Consider the following 20,144-nt stretch of genomic DNA (forward strand, 5'->3'; position numbering starts at 1 on the left):
GCGTTCAGAATTAACGCCATAAAAACCACGGCCGTAAATTACGAGCCGATCACATCGTGTTAATTAAAACCATAAACACCATAGGCGCCATTAAATTACCGGTGCCAATTCGGCCTTCCTCACAATTTGTAAGGGTAAGCTCTTTTAGGCTAAACGGGAAATATAACTACGGAGCTTAATTAAATGAGCACAACCGATGATTCTTACGTTGTACCCCATAACCCGTCTGCGGCGAAGCCAGTATCCCTGAAAGAAAAGTGGTGGCATATCATGGATTCCTGGAAAATCGGGATTATTCCATTGCCGCTGTTTGTTCTCTCGGGCGCGCTTATCGCCATTGATTGCCTGGGCGGCAAGCTGCCGAGCGATATCGTGGTCATGGTCGCCACGCTGGCGTTCTTCGGCTTCGCCTGCGGCGAGTTCGGTAAACGCCTGCCGGTGATAGGCAAAATGGGCGCGGCGGCTATCTGCGCGACGTTCATTCCTTCCGCGCTGGTCTATTACGGCTGGCTGCCGGATGTGGTGGTGGAGTCGACCACCAAATTCTACAAATCCACCAACATTCTCTATCTCTATATCTGCTGCATTATCGTCGGCAGCATCATGAGCATGAACCGCACCACGCTAATCCAGGGGTTTCTGCGTATTTTCTTCCCGATGCTGTGCGGTGAGGTTGTCGGGATGCTGGTGGGAATGGGCGTTGGTATCGCGCTCGGCATGGAGCCATTCCAGATCTTCTTCTTTCTGATCCTGCCTATCATGGCGGGCGGGGTGGGCGAAGGGGCTATCCCGCTTTCCATCGGTTACGCGACGCTGCTGCATATGGATCAGGGCGTGGCGCTGGGCCGCGTGCTGCCTATCGTCATGCTCGGCAGCCTCACCGCGATTATCATCGCCGGTTGCCTGAACCAGCTCGGCAAACGCTATCCGCACCTGACCGGCGAAGGCGAACTGATGCCGGATCGCGGCGACAAACCGCAGACCCAGACGCTGACCACCGCCTTTAGCGGCAAGGCGGACGTTACCACTATCGCCTCCGGCGCGCTGCTGGCGGTCCTGCTCTATATGCTCGGTATGCTCGGCCATAAGGTAATTGGCCTGCCCGCGCCGGTTGGCATGCTGTTTATCGCCGTCTTTATCAAGCTGGTGCACGGCGTCTCTCCCCGCCTGCTGGAAGGCTCGCAGGTGGTCTACAAATTTTTCCAGACCTCGGTGACCTACCCGATCCTCTTCGCCGTTGGCGTGGCCATCACCCCGTGGGAAGAGCTGATGCACGCCTTTACGCTCAATAACCTGCTGGTGATTGTCAGCACCGTGTCGGCGCTGGTGGCGACGGGCTTTTTCGTCGGCAAGAAAATCGGCATGCATCCGATTGATGTCGCCATCGTCTCCTGCTGCCAGAGCGGGCAGGGCGGCACCGGCGATGTCGCCATTCTCACCGCGGGCAACCGCATGACCTTAATGCCTTTCGCTCAGATTGCCACCCGCATCGGCGGCGCGATTAACGTCTCGCTCTCCCTGCTGGTGCTGGGCAATTTTCTCGTTTAATCATCAGGATACGCTGTTATGAAACTTGCGAGTTATCTTCATCAGGGCCGCCGCAGCTACGGCATTGTCACGGATAAAGGCGTGGTGGATCTTGGCTCCCGTCTCGGCGCGCGCTATGCGGATCTCAAAACGCTGCTGGCGCGGGACGCGCTGGACGAGGCGCGCCGCCACGCCGCCGCGCCTGCTGATATCGCGCTTTGCGACGTGACGTTTTTGCCGGTCATCGAACAGCCGGAGAAGATCCTCTGCGTGGGCATGAATTACGCCGAGAAACGCAAAGAGTTTGACCAGCATAACCCGGCGCCGACGCTGTTTGTCCGCTTTCCGGATTCCCAGACCGGCCACAACGCGCCGGTGCTCAAGCCGCGCCACTCCAGCGAGTTTGATTACGAGGGGGAACTGGCGGTGATTATCGGGCGCGGGGGCGAAAACATCGCCCGCGAGGCGGCGCTCTCGCATGTGGCGGGTTACAGCTGCTACATGGATGGTTCGGCGCGCGACTGGCAACACACCTGGTTTACGGCGGGTAAAAACTGGCGGCAGACCGGCGCGTTCGGCCCGTGGATGACGACTGCCGACGAGATCCCCGACCCGCACCAGCTCGCGATCCGCACCTGGCTTAACGGGCGCATGGTGCAGGAGGACAACACCCGCAGCATGATCCATAGCGTGGCGGAGCTTATCGAATACATCAGCACGTTTACCCGCTTAAGCGCCGGCGATGTGATCATCACCGGCTCGCCGGGTGGCGTCGGTAAAAAACGCACGCCGCCGCTGTTCATGAAGCCGGGCGACAAAATCGAGGTGGAGATCGAGCGGATCGGTCATCTGTGCAATGTGATCGCCGAAGCGCCCGTCGCGCAACCGGCGCCCGCCCACTAAACGACGCCGGACGGACGTATGAGTACTCTGGAACTGGTCACCGTGGCGCTCGCCCGCCAGCCGCAGGAGAAAACGCGCGTCGCCGCGTTTCTCGCCAGCCATCAGCTGGGGATGGATGAGGACGTCACGCATGTCGTTATCGCGTTCGCACAAGGCGACATCGCGGGCTGCGCCGGGCTTGCGGGCAACGTCATTAAAGGCGTGGCGGTGGATGAGCGCTGGCGCGGCGAAAACCTCAGCGCGCGCCTGCTGGTGGAGGTCGAAAACCTGGCGATAAGCCTCGGCCACTTTCATCTGTTCCTCTGCACGCGTCCGTCTAACCTGGAGCGCTTTCGACGCTGCGGTTTCTGGCCGCTCGCGCAGTGCGATGACGTCGCCGCGCTTCTTGAAAACACGCCCTCCGGCATCCGCCGTTACTGCCAGCAGCTTGGCAGACTGAAGCAGCCCGGCGAGCGTATCGGCGCGGTGGTGATGAACGCCAATCCCTTTACGCTCGGCCACCGCTTCCTGGCCGAACAGGCGGCGAGAGAAAGCGACTGGCTGCATCTCTTTGTGGTGCGCGAAGACGCGTCGTTTTTCCCATACCGCGAACGGCTTGCGATGGTGCGGGCGGGCGTCGCGCATCTGCCGAACGTCACGGTGCATGAAGGCTCCGCGTATCTCATTTCACGCGCCACCTTTCCGGGCTATTTCCTCAAGGAGCGCGGGCTGGTGGATAAGGCCTGGAGCGGGCTGGATTTGCAAATTTTCCGCCGCTATATCGCGCCGGCGCTTGGCATTACCCGGCGCTTCGTCGGCAGCGAGCCGTTCTGCCCGGTCACGCGCGCCTATAACCAGGCGATGCACGCGTGGCTTGAACACGCGCCGCTGATTGCCCCGCCGGTCAGCGTTATCGAAATTCCACGTCTGAGCCACGCGGCGGGCGAGGCCATCTCCGCGTCCGAAGTGCGCCGCCTGCTGCGCGCGCAGCGTTTCGCTTCGATTCGCGAACGGGTGCCGGACAGCACTTACGCCCTTCTTGCGCAACGTTATCGCGCCGAAGTGGCCTGAATTCTTCTCTGACAGGACGACCGTAATGAAGATAGTCAAGGAGGCGCTGGCGGGAACCGCCGAGTCCAGCGACCTGATGGTAAAAATCGCCCCGGCGGCGGGCGAGCTGGAGATAGAAATCTACAGCGATGTGATAAAGCAATTCGGCGACCAGATCCGTCGCGTGGTGCGAGAGACGCTCGCCGCCCTGGAGGTGGATGAAGGGCTGGTGATTATTGAGGATAAAGGCGCGCTGGATTGCGTGATCCGCGCCCGGCTGCAAAGCGCCATTCTGCGTGCCTGCGAGGCGCAGCCGCTGCGCTGGGAGACGCTGAAATGAGCAAACTTCGCCGCAGTATGCTGTTTTTACCCGGCGCCAACGCCGCCATGCTCTCCACCGCGTTTATCTACCGCCCCGATTCCATCATGTTCGATCTCGAGGACGCCGTGGCGCTGCGCGAAAAAGACACCGCGCGCCTGCTGGTGTTTCACGCTCTGCAACACCCGATGTACCGGGATATTGAAACCGTGGTGCGCATCAATCCGCTCAGCACGTCGTTCGGGCTGGCCGATCTCGACGCGGCGGTGCGCGCAGGCGTGGACGTGATCCGCCTGCCGAAAACCGACTCGCCTGAGGATATCGACGAGCTGGAAGGCCACCTGGCGCGCATTGAGCGTGAATGCGGGCGCGAGCCAGGCTCGACGCGCGTCATGGCGGCGATTGAGTCGGCGGTAGGCGTTATTAACGCTGTGGCGATCGCCCGCAGTTCGCCGCGGCTTATCGGCATTGCGCTCGCGGCGTTCGACTATGTGATGGATATGCAGACCGAGCGCGGGGACGGTACCGAACTTTTCTACGCCCGCTGCGCGGTGCTCCATGCCGCGCGGGCGGCGGGGATCGACGCGTTCGACGTGGTGTGGTCTGACGTTAATGACGAAGCGGGTTTTTTAAAAGAGGTGGAACTCATCCGCAAGATGGGCTTTAACGGCAAATCGCTGATTAACCCGCGCCAGATAGATCTGCTGCATAACGCCTACGCGCCGACGCAGGAGGAAGTGGATTATGCCCGCCGCGTGATTGCCGCCGCAGAGGATGGCGAGCGCAACGGGCTTGGCGTGGTGTCGCTCAACGGCAAGATGATTGACGCGCCGATTATCAACCATGCGCAGGTGGTGCTGGAACGCGCAGCCGCCTCCGGCGTGCGCCGTTAAGGAGAGAACCATGAATCAGACAGAACTTCTGCATTTACAGTTTCCGCATCTGCGCGACCTGGCGCCGTTCGACACCGCGCATACCGCCACGCCGTGGCTGGCGGACAACGAGTGTAAACACACCCGCAAGCTGTGCGCGTCGCTGGAAGAGGCGGTGCGCAAAACCGGTCTGCGTGACGGCATGACGATTTCTTTCCACCACGCGTTTCGTGAAGGCGACCGGGTGATTAACCAGGTAGTGGCGACACTCGCGCAGATGGGGTTTAAAAATCTGACGCTGGCGTCCAGTTCGCTGATGACCTGTAACGATCCGCTTATTGAGCATATCCGCAGCGGTGTTATCACGCGGATTTACACTTCCGGGATGCGCGGCAAACTCGCGGAGGCGGTCTCCCACGGGCTGATGGCCGAGCCGGTGCAGATCCACTCCCACGGCGGGCGCGTCAGGCTGTTGCAGGACGGCGAGCTTGCGATAGACGTGGCGTTTCTCGGCGTGCCGTGCAGCGATGAATATGGCAATGCCAACGGCAGTCACGGGAAATCCTGCTGCGGCTCGCTTGGCTACGCGATGGTGGACGCGCAGTTCGCCCGCAACGTGGTGCTGTTGACCGAAACGCTGGTGCCTTACCCGAACATGCCCGCGAGCCTGTCTCAGGATCGGGTGGATTTTGTCGTGCCGGTGGAGAGCGTGGGCGACCCGGCGAAAATCAGCGTGGGGGCGGCGCGCGTGACCAGCAACCCGCGCGAGCTGATGATTGCCCGCTACGCCGCGGATGTCATCGAACACGCCGGCTATTTCAACGATGGCTTCTCAATCCAGACCGGCTCCGGCGCGGCCTCCACCGCCTGCACACGTTTTCTTGGCGAGAAAATGGCGCGCTGTGGCGTGAAGGCGCGTTTTGCGCTCGGCGGCATTACCGGCAGCCTGGTGGATCTGCATGAAAAAGGGCTGATCGACGTGTTGCTCGACACCCAGTGTTTTGACAGCCAGGCGGCGGCGTCACTGGCCCGCAATCCCAAACACATCGAAATCTCCACCAACGTTTACGCAAGCCCCGCCAGTAAAGCGGCCTGCTGCGACAAGCTCGATATGGTTATCCTGAGCGCGCTGGAAATTGACGTCGGGTTTAACGTCAACGTGATAACCGGCTCCGATGGTGTGATGCGCGGCGCGTCCGGCGGTCACTGCGACGTGGCTGCGGCGGCGAATCTTACCATCGTGGTGGCGCCGCTGTTACGCAGCCGTATTCCCACGGTCGTCAAACGCGTCACTACCCGCCTGACGCCGGGCGAAAGTATTGATGTGCTGGTCACCGATCACGGCATTGCGGTCAATCCCGCGCGGCCGGAGGTGCGCGAACGGCTGGTTGCAGCGGGGCTTAACGTTGTTGATATCCACGCGCTGTGCGAACGCGCCGTGGCCATCGCCGGCGAGCCGAAACCGATTGAATTTACCGACCGCATCGTCGGCGTGGTGCGCTACCGCGACGGCAGCGTCATCGACGTGGTGCGTCAGGTTAAGGAGTAAAGCATGGAACCCGATACGCCCGTTTATCCGGGCGTCACGCTTGAGGAACTGCTGGCGGCGAAAGAGACGCGCGCGGGCCGACAGCAGGCGTGGCTTGCCCGCTATGGCCTGCCGGTGATTTCGCTCTCGCTGGTGACCCCCGGCCCGGTGAAAGACAGCGTGCGCTATCGCAACGCGTTCGCCGTGGCGGTACAGGCCTGCGATCAGCTGCTCTGGCAGCATCGCTGGCCGTGGCGCGCGCGCGAGGTGTTTCACGCCCGCACCGGCCCGACGGCGCTCTGGAGCGTCGCGCACCCGGCGAGCGAAATCAAAGCGCTATGTGTGGAGCTTGAGCAGACGCACCCGCTCGGCAGGGTATGGGATTTCGACATTCACTGCCCGCAGGCGGGCCAGGTGGGGCGCGCGTCGCTTGACCGTCCGGGGCGGCGCTGTCTGCTGTGCGACGAACCGGCTCACGCCTGCGCCCGTTCGCGCCGTCATCCGCGGGATGCGGTGGTCGGGCGCGTGGAGAAGATGATCGATGACTGGTTTGCCCGCGACTGAGCCGCGCCCGGCGCGCGTGCCTGATGTGCCGTCGCTCGCTGTGGCGGCGCTGTACGCCGAACTGAATCTGACGCCAAAGCCCGGGCTGGTGGATTGCGCCAACAGCGGCGCGCACGAGGATATGGATCATGCGCTGTTTGTCGCGAGCATCAAGGCGATCGCGCCCTGGCTGCGGGTGTTTTATGCGCAGGGCGCGCAGGACGCCGGGCATCCGGAAAGCGATATGCTGCGGCGTTTACGTCCGACGGGGCTCGCCTGCGAACAGGCGATGTTCAGCGCCACGGGCGGCGTGAATACGCATAAGGGCGGGATTTTCTCGCTCGGCCTGCTGTGTGCCGCCGCAGGCAGGCTGGCGGCGCAGGGCGAGCCGCTGACGGCAGCCACGCTCTGCATGACGGTGAGCGCGATGGCCTGCGGCATCGTGGCGCGCGAACTGGCCCACGGACGACGGGCCGCGACGGCGGGCGAGCGCCTGTATCGTCAGTTTGGCCTGACCGGCGCGCGCGGCGAGGCGGAAAGCGGCTTTGCAACGGTAAGACGCCACGTTTTGCCGTTCTGGCAGCACGCACCGGGAGACAAGGGGCTGCATCAGGCGCTGCTGCGGCTGATGGCAGTCAATCCGGATACGAATCTGGTCTCTCGCGGCGGGCTTGAGGGGCTGCGTTACGTGCAGGAGTACGCGAGTGGTCTGCTGGCGTGCGGCTGGGATAACAGGGCGCTGCGGGCGATGGACAAGGCGTTGATCGCGCGTCGTCTCAGCCCCGGCGGCAGCGCGGATTTGCTGGCGGTGAGCTGGCTGCTGGCAGCGTTGCCTGGATGATGTTGCGTAGAGGGTTTTTTTGCCAAAAGGCGCTTACCCGCCCTACGACAGGGGCTGTATTTTTGTGGGGCGCGTAAGCAACGCGCGGTAAAACGAAAGAGCAGGGGAAGCGCAGCGCCTCTCACCACGAGCGGCGCTGCGCCATTGTCGCGTTATTTGCGGCGGTAGCTCTTCTGCGCGGTATTCACCTTGTAGAGATACCGGCGTGATTCCGAGGACGGATGGCGAGTGGTAAGCGTCTCGTAGACCTCTCCTGGCGACATGCGGTTAATGATATTCACCGCCTGATCTTTATCGCTGGAGAACACGCGTAACACGCTGCCCGCGCCGCCGTTGTAGGCGGTTATCACGGCGTAACGACGCGAGGTCGGGTTGGCGATACCGCCCAGGTAGACATTGTCGAGCATCGCGAGATATGCGGTGCCGGTGTCAATATTGCTCTGCGGATCGAACAGGTAGCTGCGGCTCGGCGTACCCCATTTTCCCTGCGAGCGGAACACATCCTTACCGGCGCTGTGTTGCACAACCTGCATCAGCCCGAGCGCGTCGGCATGGCTCACCGCATACGGGTTGAACGACGATTCGGTCTGCATAATCGCGAGGATCAGCGATTCATCGACGCCATATTTGCGCGACGCCTGACGCACCATGCCAATATATTTATGGGCGCGTTTATCGAGGTGGTTCGGCACCAGGTTGATGGTCACGCTGTAGATAATGCGCAGGCCGTTGCTGCGACTCTTAAGGCGCGTTTGCAGCAGGTAGTCGGCGAATTTCGACGCGCGGCCTTCCCAGCGGATCGGCTGGCCGGTGTTGTCCACCACCTGGCCGTAGAGGAACGGCTCGCGGGAGATCTGAATATCGTTAACGTCAGAGTAGAGATCGATAGAGCCCGGATCGTCGCCCATAAGCAGCGTCGTGATGATCGCCTGACGCAGGCGCGCCGCCGGTTCGGTTCCGGCGATCGTCTCTACCGTAATGGTACCGTCGTCGAAGTTAATGTGGCTGCGAGTCTGATACTGATCGGTATATTTCACGTAGTCCTTCGGACCCGCGATTAAAACTTCGTTAAATCCCCAGATGTTTTCAATGTTATGGGCAAACTGACCCATCAGAATGTCAAACCCGTTGGTGTCCTTAATCCAGGCCTCGTTATAGGCGTTTTCGGCGTTTTTTTTACTGGAACAGGAGATGAGCAACGGCGCAATCAACGCGAGCGCAAATATTTTTTTCATCATTCCGGGTGTGCTGTTGGGTTAAGTGAAAGGGCCAGAGGCCCTTACTGTTGTTCCGGCGGCGTGTAGCCTTCGATATGCACTTCTTTGCCTTCAAACAGGAAGTTCACCATCTCCTGCTCCAGCAGCTTACGATGCTCAGGGTTCATCATATTGAGTTTTTTCTCGTTGATAAGCATGGTTTGCTTCTGCTGCCACTGCGCCCAGGCTTCTTTAGAGATTTCGCTATAGATACGCTTACCCAGTTCGCCCGGATAGAGCTGGAAATCCTGGCCTTCGGCGTCGCGCTGAAGGAAGGTACAAAAAATGGTTCTGCTCATCATTAATCCTCATGAATGGCGCGAGCGGGGCGGGACGCCACCGGCTCTGCGCGCACTTGCTGTAACAGGCGCTCAACGGGAGCGGCAAGGCCCACCGCTGGCGGCTGGGCTAAGTTATACCAGAGACCTGCCGCTTCATCCATGCAGGCGGCTGTCTGCTGCACGCCAAGCCACATCGGCACAATATCCAGATGGAAATGGCTGAAGGTGTGGCGAAACGCGGTAAGCTGCGTCAGGCCGTCGGCGGCAATACCGCGAGCGTGCAGCCACTCGCGCAGCGCGGTTTCGCTGTCAAACTGCGGAAAACAGTACAGGCCGCCCCACAGCCCCACCGGCGGGCGCTGCTGTAACAGCAACGCCTCCTCATGCTGGAGCAGCAGAAAATAGCCGGTTTTTTCCGGCAGCGTCTGCCTGGGCTTTTTGCCGGGATATTTCGCATAGCTGTGATGCGCATACGCCTCGCAGCCGGTATTGAGCGGGCAGATCTCGCATTTCGGCTTCGAGCGGGTGCACACCATCGCGCCAAGGTCCATCATCGCCTGGTTAAAACGCGCGACGCCTTCAGCCGGGGTGACCGTCTCGCTAATTTTCCACAGGCGGTTTTCCACCTCTTTTTTCCCGGGCCAGCCTTCGACCGCGTAACAGCGCGCCAGCACGCGTTTCACATTGCCGTCGAGGATCGGAAAGTGTTTGCCAAGCGATAACGAAAGCACCGCGCCGGCGGTCGAACGACCGACGCCTGGCAGCGCCGCCACGTCTTCAAAGGTTTCGGGGAATTTGCCGCCGTGCAGCGTCGCCACCTGCTGCGCCGCTTTATGTAAATTGCGGGCGCGGGCGTAATAGCCAAGACCAGTCCAGAGGTGCAGCACGTCGTCGAGCGGCGCGTTGGCCAGCGCCGTGACGTCAGGAAAGCGCGCCATAAAGCGCTCAAAATAGGGAATAACCGTCGTAACCTGCGTTTGTTGCAGCATCACTTCCGAGAGCCATACTTTGTAAGGGGTTTTTTCCTGCTGCCAGGGGAGGGTTTTGCGCCCATATTTGTCGTACCAGTCGAGCACCTGGCGGGAGAACTGCTGTGCCTGCATCATTAACGCGTGGCTTCCGGCTTGAAAAAATCAGGGGCTGTGATTCCAGCACAGGCCCCGCGGGCTGTAAACAGGAACTTTCCTGTGCTTGCATCGGGCAACTATCTTTGGATAATGCCCGTTTCCCGAACCACTACTCAAACAGACTAATCGCCATGAATAACGACGTCATTTCACCGGAATTTGATGAAAACGGCCGCCCGCTGCGCCGTATTCGCAGCTTCGTCCGCCGCCAGGGGCGCCTGACCAAAGGGCAGCAGCACGCGCTGGACCACTACTGGCCGGTGATGGGCGTTGAATACACCGCAGAGCCGCTGGATTTCGTCGCGCTGTTTGGCCGCGACGCGCCGGTCACCCTGGAAATCGGCTTCGGCATGGGCTCATCGCTTGTGGAAATGGCGAAAACCAACCCGCAGCAGAATTTTTTAGGCATTGAAGTGCACTCGCCGGGCGTGGGCGCCTGCCTGAGCGCCGCCCATGACGAGGGCGTCGAAAATCTGCGCGTGATGTGTCATGACGCGGTAGAGGTGCTGGAGAAAATGATCCCTGACGGCTCGCTGCATATGGTGCAGCTCTTCTTCCCGGATCCGTGGCACAAAGCGCGTCACAACAAGCGCCGCATCGTGCAGGCGCCGTTCGCGGAGCTGGTGCTGCGCAAATTGCAGCCCGGCGGCGTGTTCCATATGGCGACCGACTGGGAACCTTATGCCGAACATATGCTCGAAGTAATGTCCTCGGTGGAAGGTTATGAGAACCTGTCCCAGACTCAGGATTATGTACCGCGCCCGGCTTCGCGCCCGGTAACCAAATTTGAACAGCGTGGCCATCGTCTTGGTCACGGCGTATGGGACTTAATGTTCGGGAGAGTAAAATAATGGCGAAGAACCGTAGCCGTCGTCTGCGTAAAAAGATGCATATCGACGAATTCCAGGAGTTGGGTTTTACGGTGACCTGGCGTTTCCCGCAGGGCGCCACGGATGAGCAGATCAATACCACGGTTGATGAGCTGATCAGCGAGGCTATCGAGCCGAACGGTCTGGCCTTTGGCGGCAGCGGCAACCAGGCCTGGGAAGGGCTGGTGTTCCGTCAGCAGATCGGTAAGTGCACCGATGAAGACCGCGACGTGGTGCGCAAATGGCTGGAAGCGCGCGGCATGACGGATGTCCAGGTCAGTGAACTGGTCGACATCTGGTGGGATTAAGTGAAAAAAACGGGTCGGTTCTGCCGACCCGTTGGCATTTCAGGAGCGAGTATGATGCGTAAAGCGCTGCTGGGCGTATTGCTGGTGACGGCGATGCAGGCCCAGGCGGAATACAAATGCAGCGTCACGCCGCGCGACGACGTGGTGCTCAAGCCCCAGACCGTTCAGGTGGTGGGCGAAAACGGCGATCTGGTGATCGGCCCGGATGGCGCGGTGAAGTTTAACGGCAAGGCTGTCACGCTCTCCGCCGCTCAGCGTCAGCAGGCGCTCGACTATCAAAAAGCGCTGCGCGCCACGCTGCCGTGGGTCGATCAGGGCGCGCTGTCGCGCGTCGAGAAAGGCCGCGTCGCGCTGGATAAAATCATCGCTAAAGAGGTCGGCGAAAACAGCAGCATGCGCGGACGCCTGACCAAACTTGATGCCCAGCTGAAAACGCAGATGAACCGGATCATCGAACATCGCGACGACGGGCTGACGTTTCACTATAAAGCCATCGATCAGGTACGCGCTGATGGCCAGCAACTGGTGAATCAGGCGATGGGCGGCATCCTCCAGGACAGCATCAACGAAATGGGCGCCAAAGCGGTGCTGAAAGGCGGCGGCAACCCGCTGGAAGGCGTGCTCGGGAGCCTGGGCGGCCTGCAAACCGCGATTCAAAACGAATGGAAAAACCAGGAAGCGGATTTCCAGCAGTTCGGTCGCGAAGTCTGCACCCGCACCATTCAGCTTGAAGAGCAGCGCCAGGCGCTGGTCGGCAGCTTCAATTAAGCCTGAACGGGAGCCCGGCTCCCGTTCTGTTTTACGGCGCGCCCCTCTCCAGATACATTCCGTTACACAGAATCACAATCGCTTCCTCTTTGTCTTACTTTTTATCACTACGCTCTACGGGTGACTTCATAATCGGCGGGGATGCAGATGAAACGGGATATTTCAGCAGGAAGCCTTATTTCTCTCTTTTTGCTCGCCATCATTACCCTTAATGTCGCGGTGCTCTGGACGCAAAATTATTCGCCCGCAAGCGACGCCGCGAGCGCGTCGGCGAACGGCTGTGCGCCATCGGCGTTTGGCGTGGCGTATTGCGACGGCGAGCCGCTGTCAGGGCTCAGTGCCACGCCCGGCGGCCCGCTGCCCGGTGAGCCGCCGCTGCACCTCGCCCGCAACGCGCAGCCGCTCTTCTCCCCTGCGCAGATTGCGCTTTATCGCGACGCGCCCCCTGACCTTGAGCGCCTGGATTTTCCCTATGACTTCCCCGAAGACGCTCCCTGGATGGAGGATGAGGGGGAGGGTGCCTGGTAATCAAAAATCGGTGCCTGACGCAGAGTATTTCTGAACACGCCTCGCAGCGTGTTCGCGCCGTTCAGCACGTCTCCTGAAAAACGCGCATAGTGCGCGCAAAGGTCTGCCGGGGCCGCGCGCTGGCAGATTGCCCTTGTGTGTATGCGTGTGTATATTAATCAGGCCAGGAGGGCGGATGAGATCCAGCGATCTTATCAGGCGGCTACAGACGGCGGGCAGTGAATGCGTCAGGCACAACGGCGGCAGTCATCAGGTTTGGTGGTCGCCGTTGACCGGTAAAACATTTCCGGTGCCGCACCCGAAAAAGGATCTGCCGCCCGGCACGTTGAACGCCATTCTGAAAATGGCCGGACTGAAATCGTAAAACGCGGGAGGCGCACATGTTTTTTTCTGTAGGCGTTGAAACGCCCGACAGTGACGCTATGGCGTGGGGCATCGTGGTGCCCGCGCTGTGTAATGAAGCGTTTGGGTGTTATTCAGCGGCGGACGATCGCGCGAACATCGCGACGGCGGCGCGCGAGGCGATTCTGCTGGTGCTGGAGGAGATGATCCGCAGCGGTAAGTACCGCGCAGAGACGATCGCGGATGCGGGGCATCTTGTCTATGCCGCGCATCCGGATTATCGCGCTTACGATAGCTGGTTTGCGATCGAGGTCGATCTTAGCGGGCTCGAAGGGCGTCAGCAGCGGATTAATATCACGCTGCCGGATACGCTTATCCAGCGCATCGACAACCGGGTAAAAGCGAGCGCCGGACGATACCGGGACCGCAGCCACTTTCTGGCGCAGGCGGCGCGCCACGAATTACGCGAAGAATAAACGCCTGCCGGGCGGCAGGCGTATAACGGCTTTCCTCAGGGGCGAAGGGAAAATCAGGCTTAACGTTCCTTCGGCGCAAGCGCCGCGAAGGCGGCGCGGATCTCCTCTTCAGGCAGACGCGCGCCGATAAACACCAGCGTGCTGCGCGGTGTTTCGCCAGGTGCCCATTCGCGGTCCCAGTCGGCGCTGTAAAGACGCTGAACGCCCTGAAACAGCAGGCGGCGCGGCTCATTCTCAATAAATAACATTCCCTTGTAGCGCATGAGATTCTCATTGAAGCGCAGCAGCAACCCTTCCATAACGCGGGAAATCGCATCGAGCGCGACCGGGTAGTCGAAGCTCACCACGATGGAGGCGATATCGGTCTGCGTCGGGGCGGCGAAGTGAAAACGCGGCGCGGGCTCGACGATGCGCTCTTCCAGCATAAAGCCCTGGGTGTCGAAAATGAGCCGCAGGTCAACCTCGCCATGCACGACGCGATGCACCGGCGCGCGGGCGTTAATGCGCCGCAGGCGGGCCAGCAGGGCGTCGTCTTCGCCTGCGATATCGGTTTTGGTCAGCAGAATGCGGTCGGCGTAGCCGATTTGCGACTGCGCGAGCGCGTAGCGATCCATCTGCTGCCCGGCGTGGACCGCGTCCACCAGCGTTATTACGCCATCCAGCAGATAGCGCTCGCAGATGGTTTCATGAGAGAAAAATGCCTGCACAATCGGGCCGGGGTCGGCCTTGCCGGTACATTCGATAATCACCCGGTCGAACGTCGACGCGCCGCAGTCCCGCAGCGCCAGCAAATCGAGCAGCGTCGTTTCAAGCTCCTGCGAACGCGTACAGCAGATACAGCCGTTGCTTAACGTCTTTACCTGGGTGGCGCGGTTGCCGAGAAGTTCGCTGTCGATGGGCGTTTCGCCGAATTCGTTTTCAATGACTGCGATTTTGTAGCCGTGCTCAGCTTCCAGAATATGACGCAGCAGCGTGGTTTTTCCGGCGCCAAGAAAGCCGGTTAGCAGCGTGACCGCAACGGGTTGCATTTTTACCTCCGCAAATTGTCAGCAGCAGCGCATGCCGCCTTCACCGCTTCCGCCGTAGCGCGCATCCTGGCGCTCGCGGAAGAACTCGTCGTAGGTCATGTACGGTTTATCCGGATGGTTGGTTTTCATATGCTCAACGTAGTTGTCATAGTCCGGAATGCCTATCAGCATTTTCGCCGCCTGACCCAGATATTTTTTCGCCTGCCCTAAGTTACCAAACATGATGTTGTCCAGACAGAAAAAGTCCGGTGGCGTGATGCGCGCCGGGACTTTGGATGGTGTAGATGTCAGGCGGGTGCGCTTCGCGCACCCGCCGTTTACAAACTGTATTCCCCTTACATCAATGGTGTGATGTGGTTTTCACACCGCCTTCCGGTACCGGCACGTAAGGGGTTTCTCTGGCGATGGGCTGCGGCGAGCGGCGCGCTATCATCACGGTGCGAATGCCGTAGAAAATGATGCTGTACACCACCACCAGGAACAGGATGCTCAGGCCCGCATTGGTGTAGTTGTTAATAACGATATGGTGCATATTGGCAATCTGCTGTTCGGTCAGCTCAGCGCCGCCTGCGGCGATCCGCGCTTTGTACTCATTCGCCATGTAGAAGAAGCCTTCCATCTGCGGGTTGTCGCTAAAAAGCTTCATCCCGAGCGCCCAGGTGGTGCAGATAAGCAGCCACACCGCCGGCACCATTGTCACCCAGACGTAGCGGGTGCGCTTCATCTTCACCAGCACCACGGTTGCCAGCACCAGCGCCACGGCGGCCAGCATCTGGTTAGAGATGCCGAACAGCGGCCACAGGCTTTTCACGCCGCCAAGCGGGTCCACCACGCCCTGATAGAGCAGATAGCCCCACAGGCCGACGCATCCCGCAGTGCCGACGATACCGGCCACCAGCGAATCGGTTTTCTTCAGGAATGGTACGAAGTTGCCCACGAGATCCTGGAACATAAAGCGGCCGGAACGCGTACCGGCGTCCAGCGCAGTCAGGATAAACAGCGCCTCGAACAGAATGCCGAAGTGGTACCAGAAGCCCATATCCGCTGCGGGCAAGATTTTGTGGAACACATGCGCGATACCGACCGCGAGCGTTGGCGCGCCGCCTGCGCGGTTGAGCACCGACGGCTCGCCGATATCTTTGGCGGTCTGCATGATCTGCTCAGGCGTTATCACAAAGCCCCAGGCGCTTACGGTCGCCGCCGCGTGCGCGGAGACATCTTTCAGCTGCGCCAGAATCAGGGGCGCATTGCCGGTGCCGAGCTCATGCAGGTTCGGCATGGTGATGCCAAGCCCGGCGGGCGGGGTGTTCATTGCGAAATAGAGACCCGGCTCAATGATAGACGCGGCCACCAGCGCCATGACGGCGACGAATGACTCCATCAGCATCGCGCCATAGCCGATAAAGCGCGCGTCGGTTTCGTTCGCCAGCAGCTTCGGCGTGGTGCCGGAGGCGATAAGCGCATGGAAGCCGGAAACCGCGCCGCAGGCGATGGTGATAAACAGGAACGGGAACAGCGCGCCTTTCCACAGCGGCCCGGTGCCGTCGATGTACTGCGTCACCGCAGGCATTTTCAGTTCCGGGTTCAGGATAACGATGCCAATGGCGAGGCCGACAATGACGCCGATTTTCAGGAAGGTCGCCAGATAGTCGCGCGGGGCCAGGATCAGCCACACCGGCAGCAGGGCGGAGACAAACGCATAGCCCACCAGCGCGTAAGTGATGGTAGTGTCTTTAAAGGTCAGCGCCGGGCCCCAGTACGGGTCGGCTGCGATCACGCCGCCAAACCAGATAGACGCCACCAGCAGCACCACGCCGATCACCGAGACTTCGCCCACGCGGCCGGGGCGTAAAAAGCGCATATAGATGCCCATAAACAGCGCGATCGGCACTGTCGAACAGACGGTAAAGACGCCCCACGGGCTCTCCGCCAGCGCTTTCACGACGATCAGCGCCAGCACCGCCAGGATAATAATCATGATAAGGAAGCAGCCGAACAGCGCGATGGTGCCCGGCACCGGGCCCATCTCCTCTTTTATCATCTCGCCGAGCGAGGCGCCGTTACGGCGCGAGGAGATAAACAGCACCATAAAATCCTGCACCGCGCCCGCCAGCACGACGCCGGCGAGCAGCCATAGCGTGCCGGGCAGATAGCCCATCTGTGCGGCCAGCACCGGGCCGACCAGCGGGCCCGCGCCTGCAATCGCGGCAAAATGGTGGCCGAACAACACGTAGCGGTTGGTCGGCACATAGTTCAGCCCGTCGTTATTCATCACCGCCGGCGTCGCGCGCGTCGGGTCGAGTTTCATGACGCGGCTGGCGATATAAAAGCTGTAGTAGCGGTAAGCGACCAGGTAGACGGAGACGGACGCCACCACAATCCACAAGGCGCTGACGCTCTCGCCGCGGCGTAGCGCCACCACGGCAAGACAAAAGGCCCCGATCACGCCAAGAAGCGCCCAGGGCAGGTGTTTCATTACTGTTTTTTTGTCCATATAAGACCTGCTTGTCAGACAGAGATAAAACCGCCTGTAACGACATCCATAACGTACAGGCGGCGGATAACCGGAAAGATCTAAACGCGCTCAATGATGACAAAACGCGCGAAATAGCGAGTGACGAAATGATTAAGCGGCGTGATTGCCGCCCTGAATGGTCATATAGCGGGGCGAGCGGTTAGCCGCGCTCACCAGGCGGCGGATTACTGTGAAGCATGTCACGCGCGCAGACGGCAGACATAACGCGCGAACAGTGCCAGCAGACATAGCGGCGCTGAAGAACGCTTCCGGCGGCATTGCTGGCGCAGGAAAGGCGTCGCAAAGCCAGGTAAAAGCCGCCTGCGTTTTTCAGGACGGCCAGCTGGCGTCACGCAGATGCAAAGCGCATTGCGAGCACATAAATAATCAGGGGATAAACATCCTTGCCAAAAATACGGCTGGTTTCGCAGGGCAATTATTCGCCCTGGCTTAACAGTTATACATGATATATCTTTACGTGCACGTCACAATCTCAGTGTGATACCCGTATCACCATCAACAGGGGTGAACGACGCCACCATCTCGAATTTCCCCTGAAATAAATGGCTTAGTTAAGCTTCACTAAATATCTATTTAGCCTTGTTAAATTAACAAGGTTGCCGGCAAAAAAATTCCAAAAAATAAAAGCGGATAAATATCAACCCGTTAAAAACAGGCGCTGAAGGCCGCATTGCGCCTGCAACAAAAATTTGCGTTAAAAGGAAATATGGAAATGTGTGTACTGATAACAACCTATTGCGCTTAAGTGTCTACTTTTGCACCCTATTAAGGTGGGGATACGCTTTTTGTGAACGGGTATGGAGTATTCCCGATATGTATATATTACAAGCTTAATAAAACTCGTTGAATTTTTTTGAACGCTGTGTCGGGCCTGCTCTCGCTAAAGAATCATTCTTTCACTGACGATAAACAATTAACAATTTTTATCATTCCAGATTGATGGTGATTGCAATGGCTTTAGTGACGTCGTTTGGCGAGAAAGTGAATAACCTCAGCGTCGGCAAAAAACTGACGTCGAGCTTTATTATTGTTTTAGTGATTATGCTGCTGATTGCGGGCGCCGGGATATACGGCTTCCGGCAGGTGGATGAGAACTCCCGGAAGGAAACGCTCACCGTCAGCATCGTAACGGCCCTTAACGAAGCGCGTATCAACCGTACGCTGTTTCAGCTGACCAGCGATGAAAAATATGCCGAGCTGAACGCGCAGGCGCTGCGTCAGGTCGAGGCCCAGCTGGCTACGCTCGCAGAATTTAATATGGATACCGAGGGGCGCACCCGGCTGGTTGCCATGCAGACGGATCTGCAAACCTATCTGCGCGCGCGCGATAAGTACATTCAGACGCTGCGTCAGCGCAACACGCTCGCGGCCGATCTTCACGCGCAGTGGCCGTCGCAGTTTATCGAGCAGGCCTCTGCGTTCAGCGAACAGGCTGACGCCAGCCCGCAGGCGGCGATGCTGGCTGCACGGCTTGCGGCGAAAGCGCAGCAGGCGCAGAGCGTCATCGACGCGCTGGTGACGCGTGGCGATCGCGAGACGCTGGATCAACTCAACGGCATCCTGAGCACGATTGACGCGACCGCCGCGCTGCTGGCCTCCGCCACCCGCGATGCGCCGCTCTCCTGGCTGCCCGCGCTGGCCGATCAAACCCGGATGCTGCATAGCAGCGCCGCGCTGTTTGCGTCCGCTTTCGCGGACCAGCAGACGCAGTCGACCACGCTCAGCGCCGCCGCAGGCGAGCTAAACCAGACTGTGAACGACTTCCATGAGTTTCGTAAAATGCGCATGGCGAAATCCATCAGCCATGTCGAAACGCTGATGGTGACGGGCACGCTGGCTGGTGTGCTGTTCGGGCTGCTTATCGCTGCGTTTATTACCCGCAATATTACCCGTCCGCTACGCGAGACGCTGGATGTGGCCAAACGCATCGCGCAGGGCGATCTGACCGTGACGGTCTCCTCGACGCGTCGCGACGAGCCGGGTCTGCTGATGCAGGCGGTCGGCACCATGAACGACAGCCTGAAAAGCATCATTACCCGCGTGCGCCACGGTGTGGATAACGTCTCGCGCGCTTCGTCGGAAATCGCCGCCGGGAATATCGACCTCTCCTCACGCACCGAGGAGCAGTCTGCCGCCGTCGTGCAGACCGCCGCCAGCATGGAAGAGCTGACGTCTACCGTGAAAGAGACCGCCGGCAACGCGCAGCAGGCGAGCATGCTGGCCGCGCAGGCCTCCACCAATGCCGACCGGGGCGGGAAAGTGGTGAACGAGGTTGTGGAGACGATGCGCAACATCCAGGCGAGCTCCGGGAAAATCGCTGACATCATTAGCGTCATCAACGGCATCGCCTTCCAGACCAACATCCTGGCGCTGAATGCCGCGGTGGAAGCGGCGCGTGCCGGTGAACAGGGGCGCGGGTTCGCGGTGGTGGCGGGCGAAGTGCGCACGCTGGCAAGCCGTAGCGCCACGGCCGCCAAAGAGATAGGCGCGCTGATCACCGAGGCCAACCAGCGTGTGGAAAACGGCGCGCAGCTGGTGGCGAGCGCGGGCGAGGCGATGGAAGATATCGTCGGCTCGGTCGCAAAGGTGCGCGAGATTATGGATGAGATCGCCCGCGCCTGTACCGAACAGAGCCGCGGTATCGCCCAGATTGGCCAGGCGATGTCGGAAATGGATACCACCACCCAGCAGAACGCCGCGCTGGTGGAAGAGTCGTCGGCCGCCGCCTCGTCGCTTGAAGAGCAGGCGCGCGAGCTGGAGCAGATGGTCGCCGTGTTTAACGTCGGCAGCGGCGCGTCTCAGCGCACGAAGCCCGTCATCGCGCCGATCGTTGTAAGCGACATGTCCGCCCCGAAAAAGCTCGCCGTCGCGGGCGGCCAGGGCGACTGGGAACACTTTTAAGCGTTAGCCCTGCAATATTCTTACCCCGGCCTGCCGGGGTTTTTTATTCTGGCGCCCGGTAAGCGAATCGGTCAGGCATTTGCGCCTGGGTTGCTATACTCTCTGGGTTGCGGCGCGTATTGCGCTTCCGTTTCCCGGCAACAGGACGTTTCCTTCCACCGG

General features: G+C 60.0%; 21 protein-coding genes. 15 read left to right on the forward strand and 6 right to left on the reverse strand.

From position 1 onward, the window contains the following. Nucleotides 1-183 precede the first annotated feature (183 nt). The 8 genes from AFK63_RS01755 to citG are packed head-to-tail and all read left to right on the forward strand — an operon-like array spanning nt 184 to nt 7,562. A complete protein-coding gene (locus AFK63_RS01755) occupies nt 184-1,548 on the forward strand; it encodes a 2-hydroxycarboxylate transporter family protein (RefSeq protein WP_038867764.1) in 1,365 nt (454 codons plus the stop codon). 18 nt (nt 1,549-1,566) lie between these two features. Next, nucleotides 1,567-2,430, forward strand: coding sequence for a fumarylacetoacetate hydrolase family protein (locus AFK63_RS01760; protein WP_038867767.1), 864 nt, complete (start codon nt 1,567-1,569; stop codon nt 2,428-2,430). A gap of 18 nt (nt 2,431-2,448) precedes the next feature. After that, nucleotides 2,449-3,480, forward strand: coding sequence for a [citrate (pro-3S)-lyase] ligase (citC, locus tag AFK63_RS01765; protein WP_038867768.1), 1,032 nt, complete (start codon nt 2,449-2,451; stop codon nt 3,478-3,480). A 25-nt stretch (nt 3,481-3,505) separates the two neighbouring features. Continuing rightward, entirely contained in the window at nt 3,506-3,799 is a 294-nt protein-coding gene (citD, locus tag AFK63_RS01770; protein ID WP_038867770.1) for a citrate lyase acyl carrier protein, read from the forward strand. After that, nucleotides 3,796-4,671, forward strand: coding sequence for a citrate (pro-3S)-lyase subunit beta (gene citE / locus AFK63_RS01775; protein ID WP_038867772.1), 876 nt, complete (start codon nt 3,796-3,798; stop codon nt 4,669-4,671). Before citD ends, citE begins: the two co-directional genes overlap by 4 nt. A gap of 10 nt (nt 4,672-4,681) precedes the next feature. Then, a complete protein-coding gene (gene citF, locus AFK63_RS01780; protein ID WP_038867774.1) occupies nt 4,682-6,199 on the forward strand; it encodes a citrate lyase subunit alpha in 1,518 nt (505 codons plus the stop codon). A 3-nt stretch (nt 6,200-6,202) separates the two neighbouring features. Beyond that, entirely contained in the window at nt 6,203-6,742 is a 540-nt protein-coding gene (gene citX, locus AFK63_RS01785; protein WP_038867776.1) for a citrate lyase holo-[acyl-carrier protein] synthase, read from the forward strand. Next, on the forward strand, nt 6,720-7,562 hold the full coding sequence (citG, locus tag AFK63_RS01790) for a triphosphoribosyl-dephospho-CoA synthase CitG (RefSeq protein WP_038867778.1): 843 nt from the start codon (nt 6,720-6,722) through the stop codon (nt 7,560-7,562). Before citX ends, citG begins: the two co-directional genes overlap by 23 nt. Before the next feature lie 152 nt (nt 7,563-7,714). Here the strand turns inward: citG and mltC are convergent, their stop codons facing one another. From mltC to mutY, 3 genes are read right to left on the reverse strand one after another with little or no spacing between them, the layout of a single operon-like run. Then, nucleotides 7,715-8,797, reverse strand: coding sequence for a membrane-bound lytic murein transglycosylase MltC (gene mltC / locus AFK63_RS01795; protein ID WP_038867780.1), 1,083 nt, complete (start codon nt 8,795-8,797; stop codon nt 7,715-7,717). Between the two features lie 44 nt (nt 8,798-8,841). Next, the gene (locus AFK63_RS01800; protein WP_038868359.1) at nt 8,842-9,117 is read right to left on the reverse strand and encodes an oxidative damage protection protein; all 276 of its coding nucleotides are present in this window, start codon (nt 9,115-9,117) and stop codon (nt 8,842-8,844) included. Between the two features lie 2 nt (nt 9,118-9,119). Further along, nucleotides 9,120-10,202, reverse strand: coding sequence for an A/G-specific adenine glycosylase (gene mutY / locus AFK63_RS01805; protein WP_108695694.1), 1,083 nt, complete (start codon nt 10,200-10,202; stop codon nt 9,120-9,122). Between the two features lie 155 nt (nt 10,203-10,357). Between mutY and trmB the strand changes: the two genes are divergently transcribed. The 6 genes from trmB to AFK63_RS01835 all read left to right on the forward strand — a co-directional run bounded on the left by trmB (nt 10,358) and on the right by AFK63_RS01835 (nt 13,517). After that, nucleotides 10,358-11,077, forward strand: coding sequence for a tRNA (guanosine(46)-N7)-methyltransferase TrmB (gene trmB, locus AFK63_RS01810; RefSeq protein ID WP_038867785.1), 720 nt, complete (start codon nt 10,358-10,360; stop codon nt 11,075-11,077). Continuing rightward, on the forward strand, nt 11,077-11,403 hold the full coding sequence (locus AFK63_RS01815; RefSeq protein WP_038867788.1) for a YggL family protein: 327 nt from the start codon (nt 11,077-11,079) through the stop codon (nt 11,401-11,403). The genes trmB and AFK63_RS01815 overlap by 1 nt, the downstream gene beginning before the upstream one ends. 51 nt (nt 11,404-11,454) lie before the next feature. Next, nucleotides 11,455-12,171 (forward strand): YggN family protein, encoded by a 717-nt coding sequence (locus tag AFK63_RS01820; RefSeq protein ID WP_038867790.1) that lies wholly within the window; start codon nt 11,455-11,457, stop codon nt 12,169-12,171. A 147-nt stretch (nt 12,172-12,318) separates the two neighbouring features. Beyond that, nucleotides 12,319-12,699 carry a hypothetical protein gene (locus tag AFK63_RS01825; RefSeq protein ID WP_038868361.1) on the forward strand — a complete coding sequence of 127 codons (381 nt, stop codon included), beginning with the start codon at nt 12,319-12,321 and terminating at the stop codon, nt 12,697-12,699. A gap of 175 nt (nt 12,700-12,874) precedes the next feature. Next, nucleotides 12,875-13,063: a type II toxin-antitoxin system HicA family toxin gene (locus tag AFK63_RS01830; RefSeq protein WP_038867792.1), complete on the forward strand. Its 189-nt coding sequence runs from the start codon at nt 12,875-12,877 to the stop codon at nt 13,061-13,063. A gap of 16 nt (nt 13,064-13,079) precedes the next feature. Further along, the gene (locus AFK63_RS01835; RefSeq protein ID WP_038867794.1) at nt 13,080-13,517 is read left to right on the forward strand and encodes a type II toxin-antitoxin system HicB family antitoxin; all 438 of its coding nucleotides are present in this window, start codon (nt 13,080-13,082) and stop codon (nt 13,515-13,517) included. A gap of 59 nt (nt 13,518-13,576) precedes the next feature. On the opposite strand, the gene yjiA is transcribed toward AFK63_RS01835, so the two are convergent. The 3 genes from yjiA to AFK63_RS01850 form a co-directional block, all read right to left on the reverse strand. Then, nucleotides 13,577-14,545: a GTPase gene (gene yjiA / locus AFK63_RS01840; RefSeq protein ID WP_038867796.1), complete on the reverse strand. Its 969-nt coding sequence runs from the start codon at nt 14,543-14,545 to the stop codon at nt 13,577-13,579. A gap of 18 nt (nt 14,546-14,563) precedes the next feature. Then, nucleotides 14,564-14,767, reverse strand: coding sequence for a YbdD/YjiX family protein (locus tag AFK63_RS01845; protein WP_038867797.1), 204 nt, complete (start codon nt 14,765-14,767; stop codon nt 14,564-14,566). A gap of 118 nt (nt 14,768-14,885) precedes the next feature. Next, a complete protein-coding gene (locus AFK63_RS01850; RefSeq protein ID WP_038867799.1) occupies nt 14,886-17,039 on the reverse strand; it encodes a carbon starvation CstA family protein in 2,154 nt (717 codons plus the stop codon). Between the two features lie 993 nt (nt 17,040-18,032). On the opposite strand from AFK63_RS01850, the gene AFK63_RS21745 reads away from it, so the two are divergent. Then, a complete protein-coding gene (locus AFK63_RS21745; RefSeq protein WP_038867801.1) occupies nt 18,033-19,982 on the forward strand; it encodes a methyl-accepting chemotaxis protein in 1,950 nt (649 codons plus the stop codon). Nucleotides 19,983-20,144 lie beyond the last annotated feature (162 nt).

This window comes from Cronobacter muytjensii ATCC 51329 (assembly GCF_001277195.1).
GTDB classification, from domain to species: Bacteria; Pseudomonadota; Gammaproteobacteria; order Enterobacterales; family Enterobacteriaceae; genus Cronobacter; species Cronobacter muytjensii.

What these genes read in the sequence shown, in the direction of transcription:
- AFK63_RS01755 (WP_038867764.1), top strand. Translation starts at nt 184, where the DNA reads ATGAGCACAACCGATGATTCTTACGTTGTACCCCATAACCCGTCTGCG.
- AFK63_RS01760 (WP_038867767.1), top strand. Translation starts at nt 1,567, where the DNA reads ATGAAACTTGCGAGTTATCTTCATCAGGGCCGCCGCAGCTACGGCATT.
- citC (WP_038867768.1), top strand. Translation starts at nt 2,449, where the DNA reads ATGAGTACTCTGGAACTGGTCACCGTGGCGCTCGCCCGCCAGCCGCAG.
- citD (WP_038867770.1), top strand. Translation starts at nt 3,506, where the DNA reads ATGAAGATAGTCAAGGAGGCGCTGGCGGGAACCGCCGAGTCCAGCGAC.
- citE (WP_038867772.1), top strand. Translation starts at nt 3,796, where the DNA reads ATGAGCAAACTTCGCCGCAGTATGCTGTTTTTACCCGGCGCCAACGCC.
- citF (WP_038867774.1), top strand. Translation starts at nt 4,682, where the DNA reads ATGAATCAGACAGAACTTCTGCATTTACAGTTTCCGCATCTGCGCGAC.
- citX (WP_038867776.1), top strand. Translation starts at nt 6,203, where the DNA reads ATGGAACCCGATACGCCCGTTTATCCGGGCGTCACGCTTGAGGAACTG.
- citG (WP_038867778.1), top strand. Translation starts at nt 6,720, where the DNA reads ATGACTGGTTTGCCCGCGACTGAGCCGCGCCCGGCGCGCGTGCCTGAT.
- mltC (WP_038867780.1), bottom strand. Translation starts at nt 8,797, where the DNA reads ATGAAAAAAATATTTGCGCTCGCGTTGATTGCGCCGTTGCTCATCTCC.
- AFK63_RS01800 (WP_038868359.1), bottom strand. Translation starts at nt 9,117, where the DNA reads ATGAGCAGAACCATTTTTTGTACCTTCCTTCAGCGCGACGCCGAAGGC.
- mutY (WP_108695694.1), bottom strand. Translation starts at nt 10,202, where the DNA reads ATGCAGGCACAGCAGTTCTCCCGCCAGGTGCTCGACTGGTACGACAAA.
- trmB (WP_038867785.1), top strand. Translation starts at nt 10,358, where the DNA reads ATGAATAACGACGTCATTTCACCGGAATTTGATGAAAACGGCCGCCCG.
- AFK63_RS01815 (WP_038867788.1), top strand. Translation starts at nt 11,077, where the DNA reads ATGGCGAAGAACCGTAGCCGTCGTCTGCGTAAAAAGATGCATATCGAC.
- AFK63_RS01820 (WP_038867790.1), top strand. Translation starts at nt 11,455, where the DNA reads ATGATGCGTAAAGCGCTGCTGGGCGTATTGCTGGTGACGGCGATGCAG.
- AFK63_RS01825 (WP_038868361.1), top strand. Translation starts at nt 12,319, where the DNA reads ATGAAACGGGATATTTCAGCAGGAAGCCTTATTTCTCTCTTTTTGCTC.
- AFK63_RS01830 (WP_038867792.1), top strand. Translation starts at nt 12,875, where the DNA reads ATGAGATCCAGCGATCTTATCAGGCGGCTACAGACGGCGGGCAGTGAA.
- AFK63_RS01835 (WP_038867794.1), top strand. Translation starts at nt 13,080, where the DNA reads ATGTTTTTTTCTGTAGGCGTTGAAACGCCCGACAGTGACGCTATGGCG.
- yjiA (WP_038867796.1), bottom strand. Translation starts at nt 14,545, where the DNA reads ATGCAACCCGTTGCGGTCACGCTGCTAACCGGCTTTCTTGGCGCCGGA.
- AFK63_RS01845 (WP_038867797.1), bottom strand. Translation starts at nt 14,767, where the DNA reads ATGTTTGGTAACTTAGGGCAGGCGAAAAAATATCTGGGTCAGGCGGCG.
- AFK63_RS01850 (WP_038867799.1), bottom strand. Translation starts at nt 17,039, where the DNA reads ATGGACAAAAAAACAGTAATGAAACACCTGCCCTGGGCGCTTCTTGGC.
- AFK63_RS21745 (WP_038867801.1), top strand. Translation starts at nt 18,033, where the DNA reads ATGGCTTTAGTGACGTCGTTTGGCGAGAAAGTGAATAACCTCAGCGTC.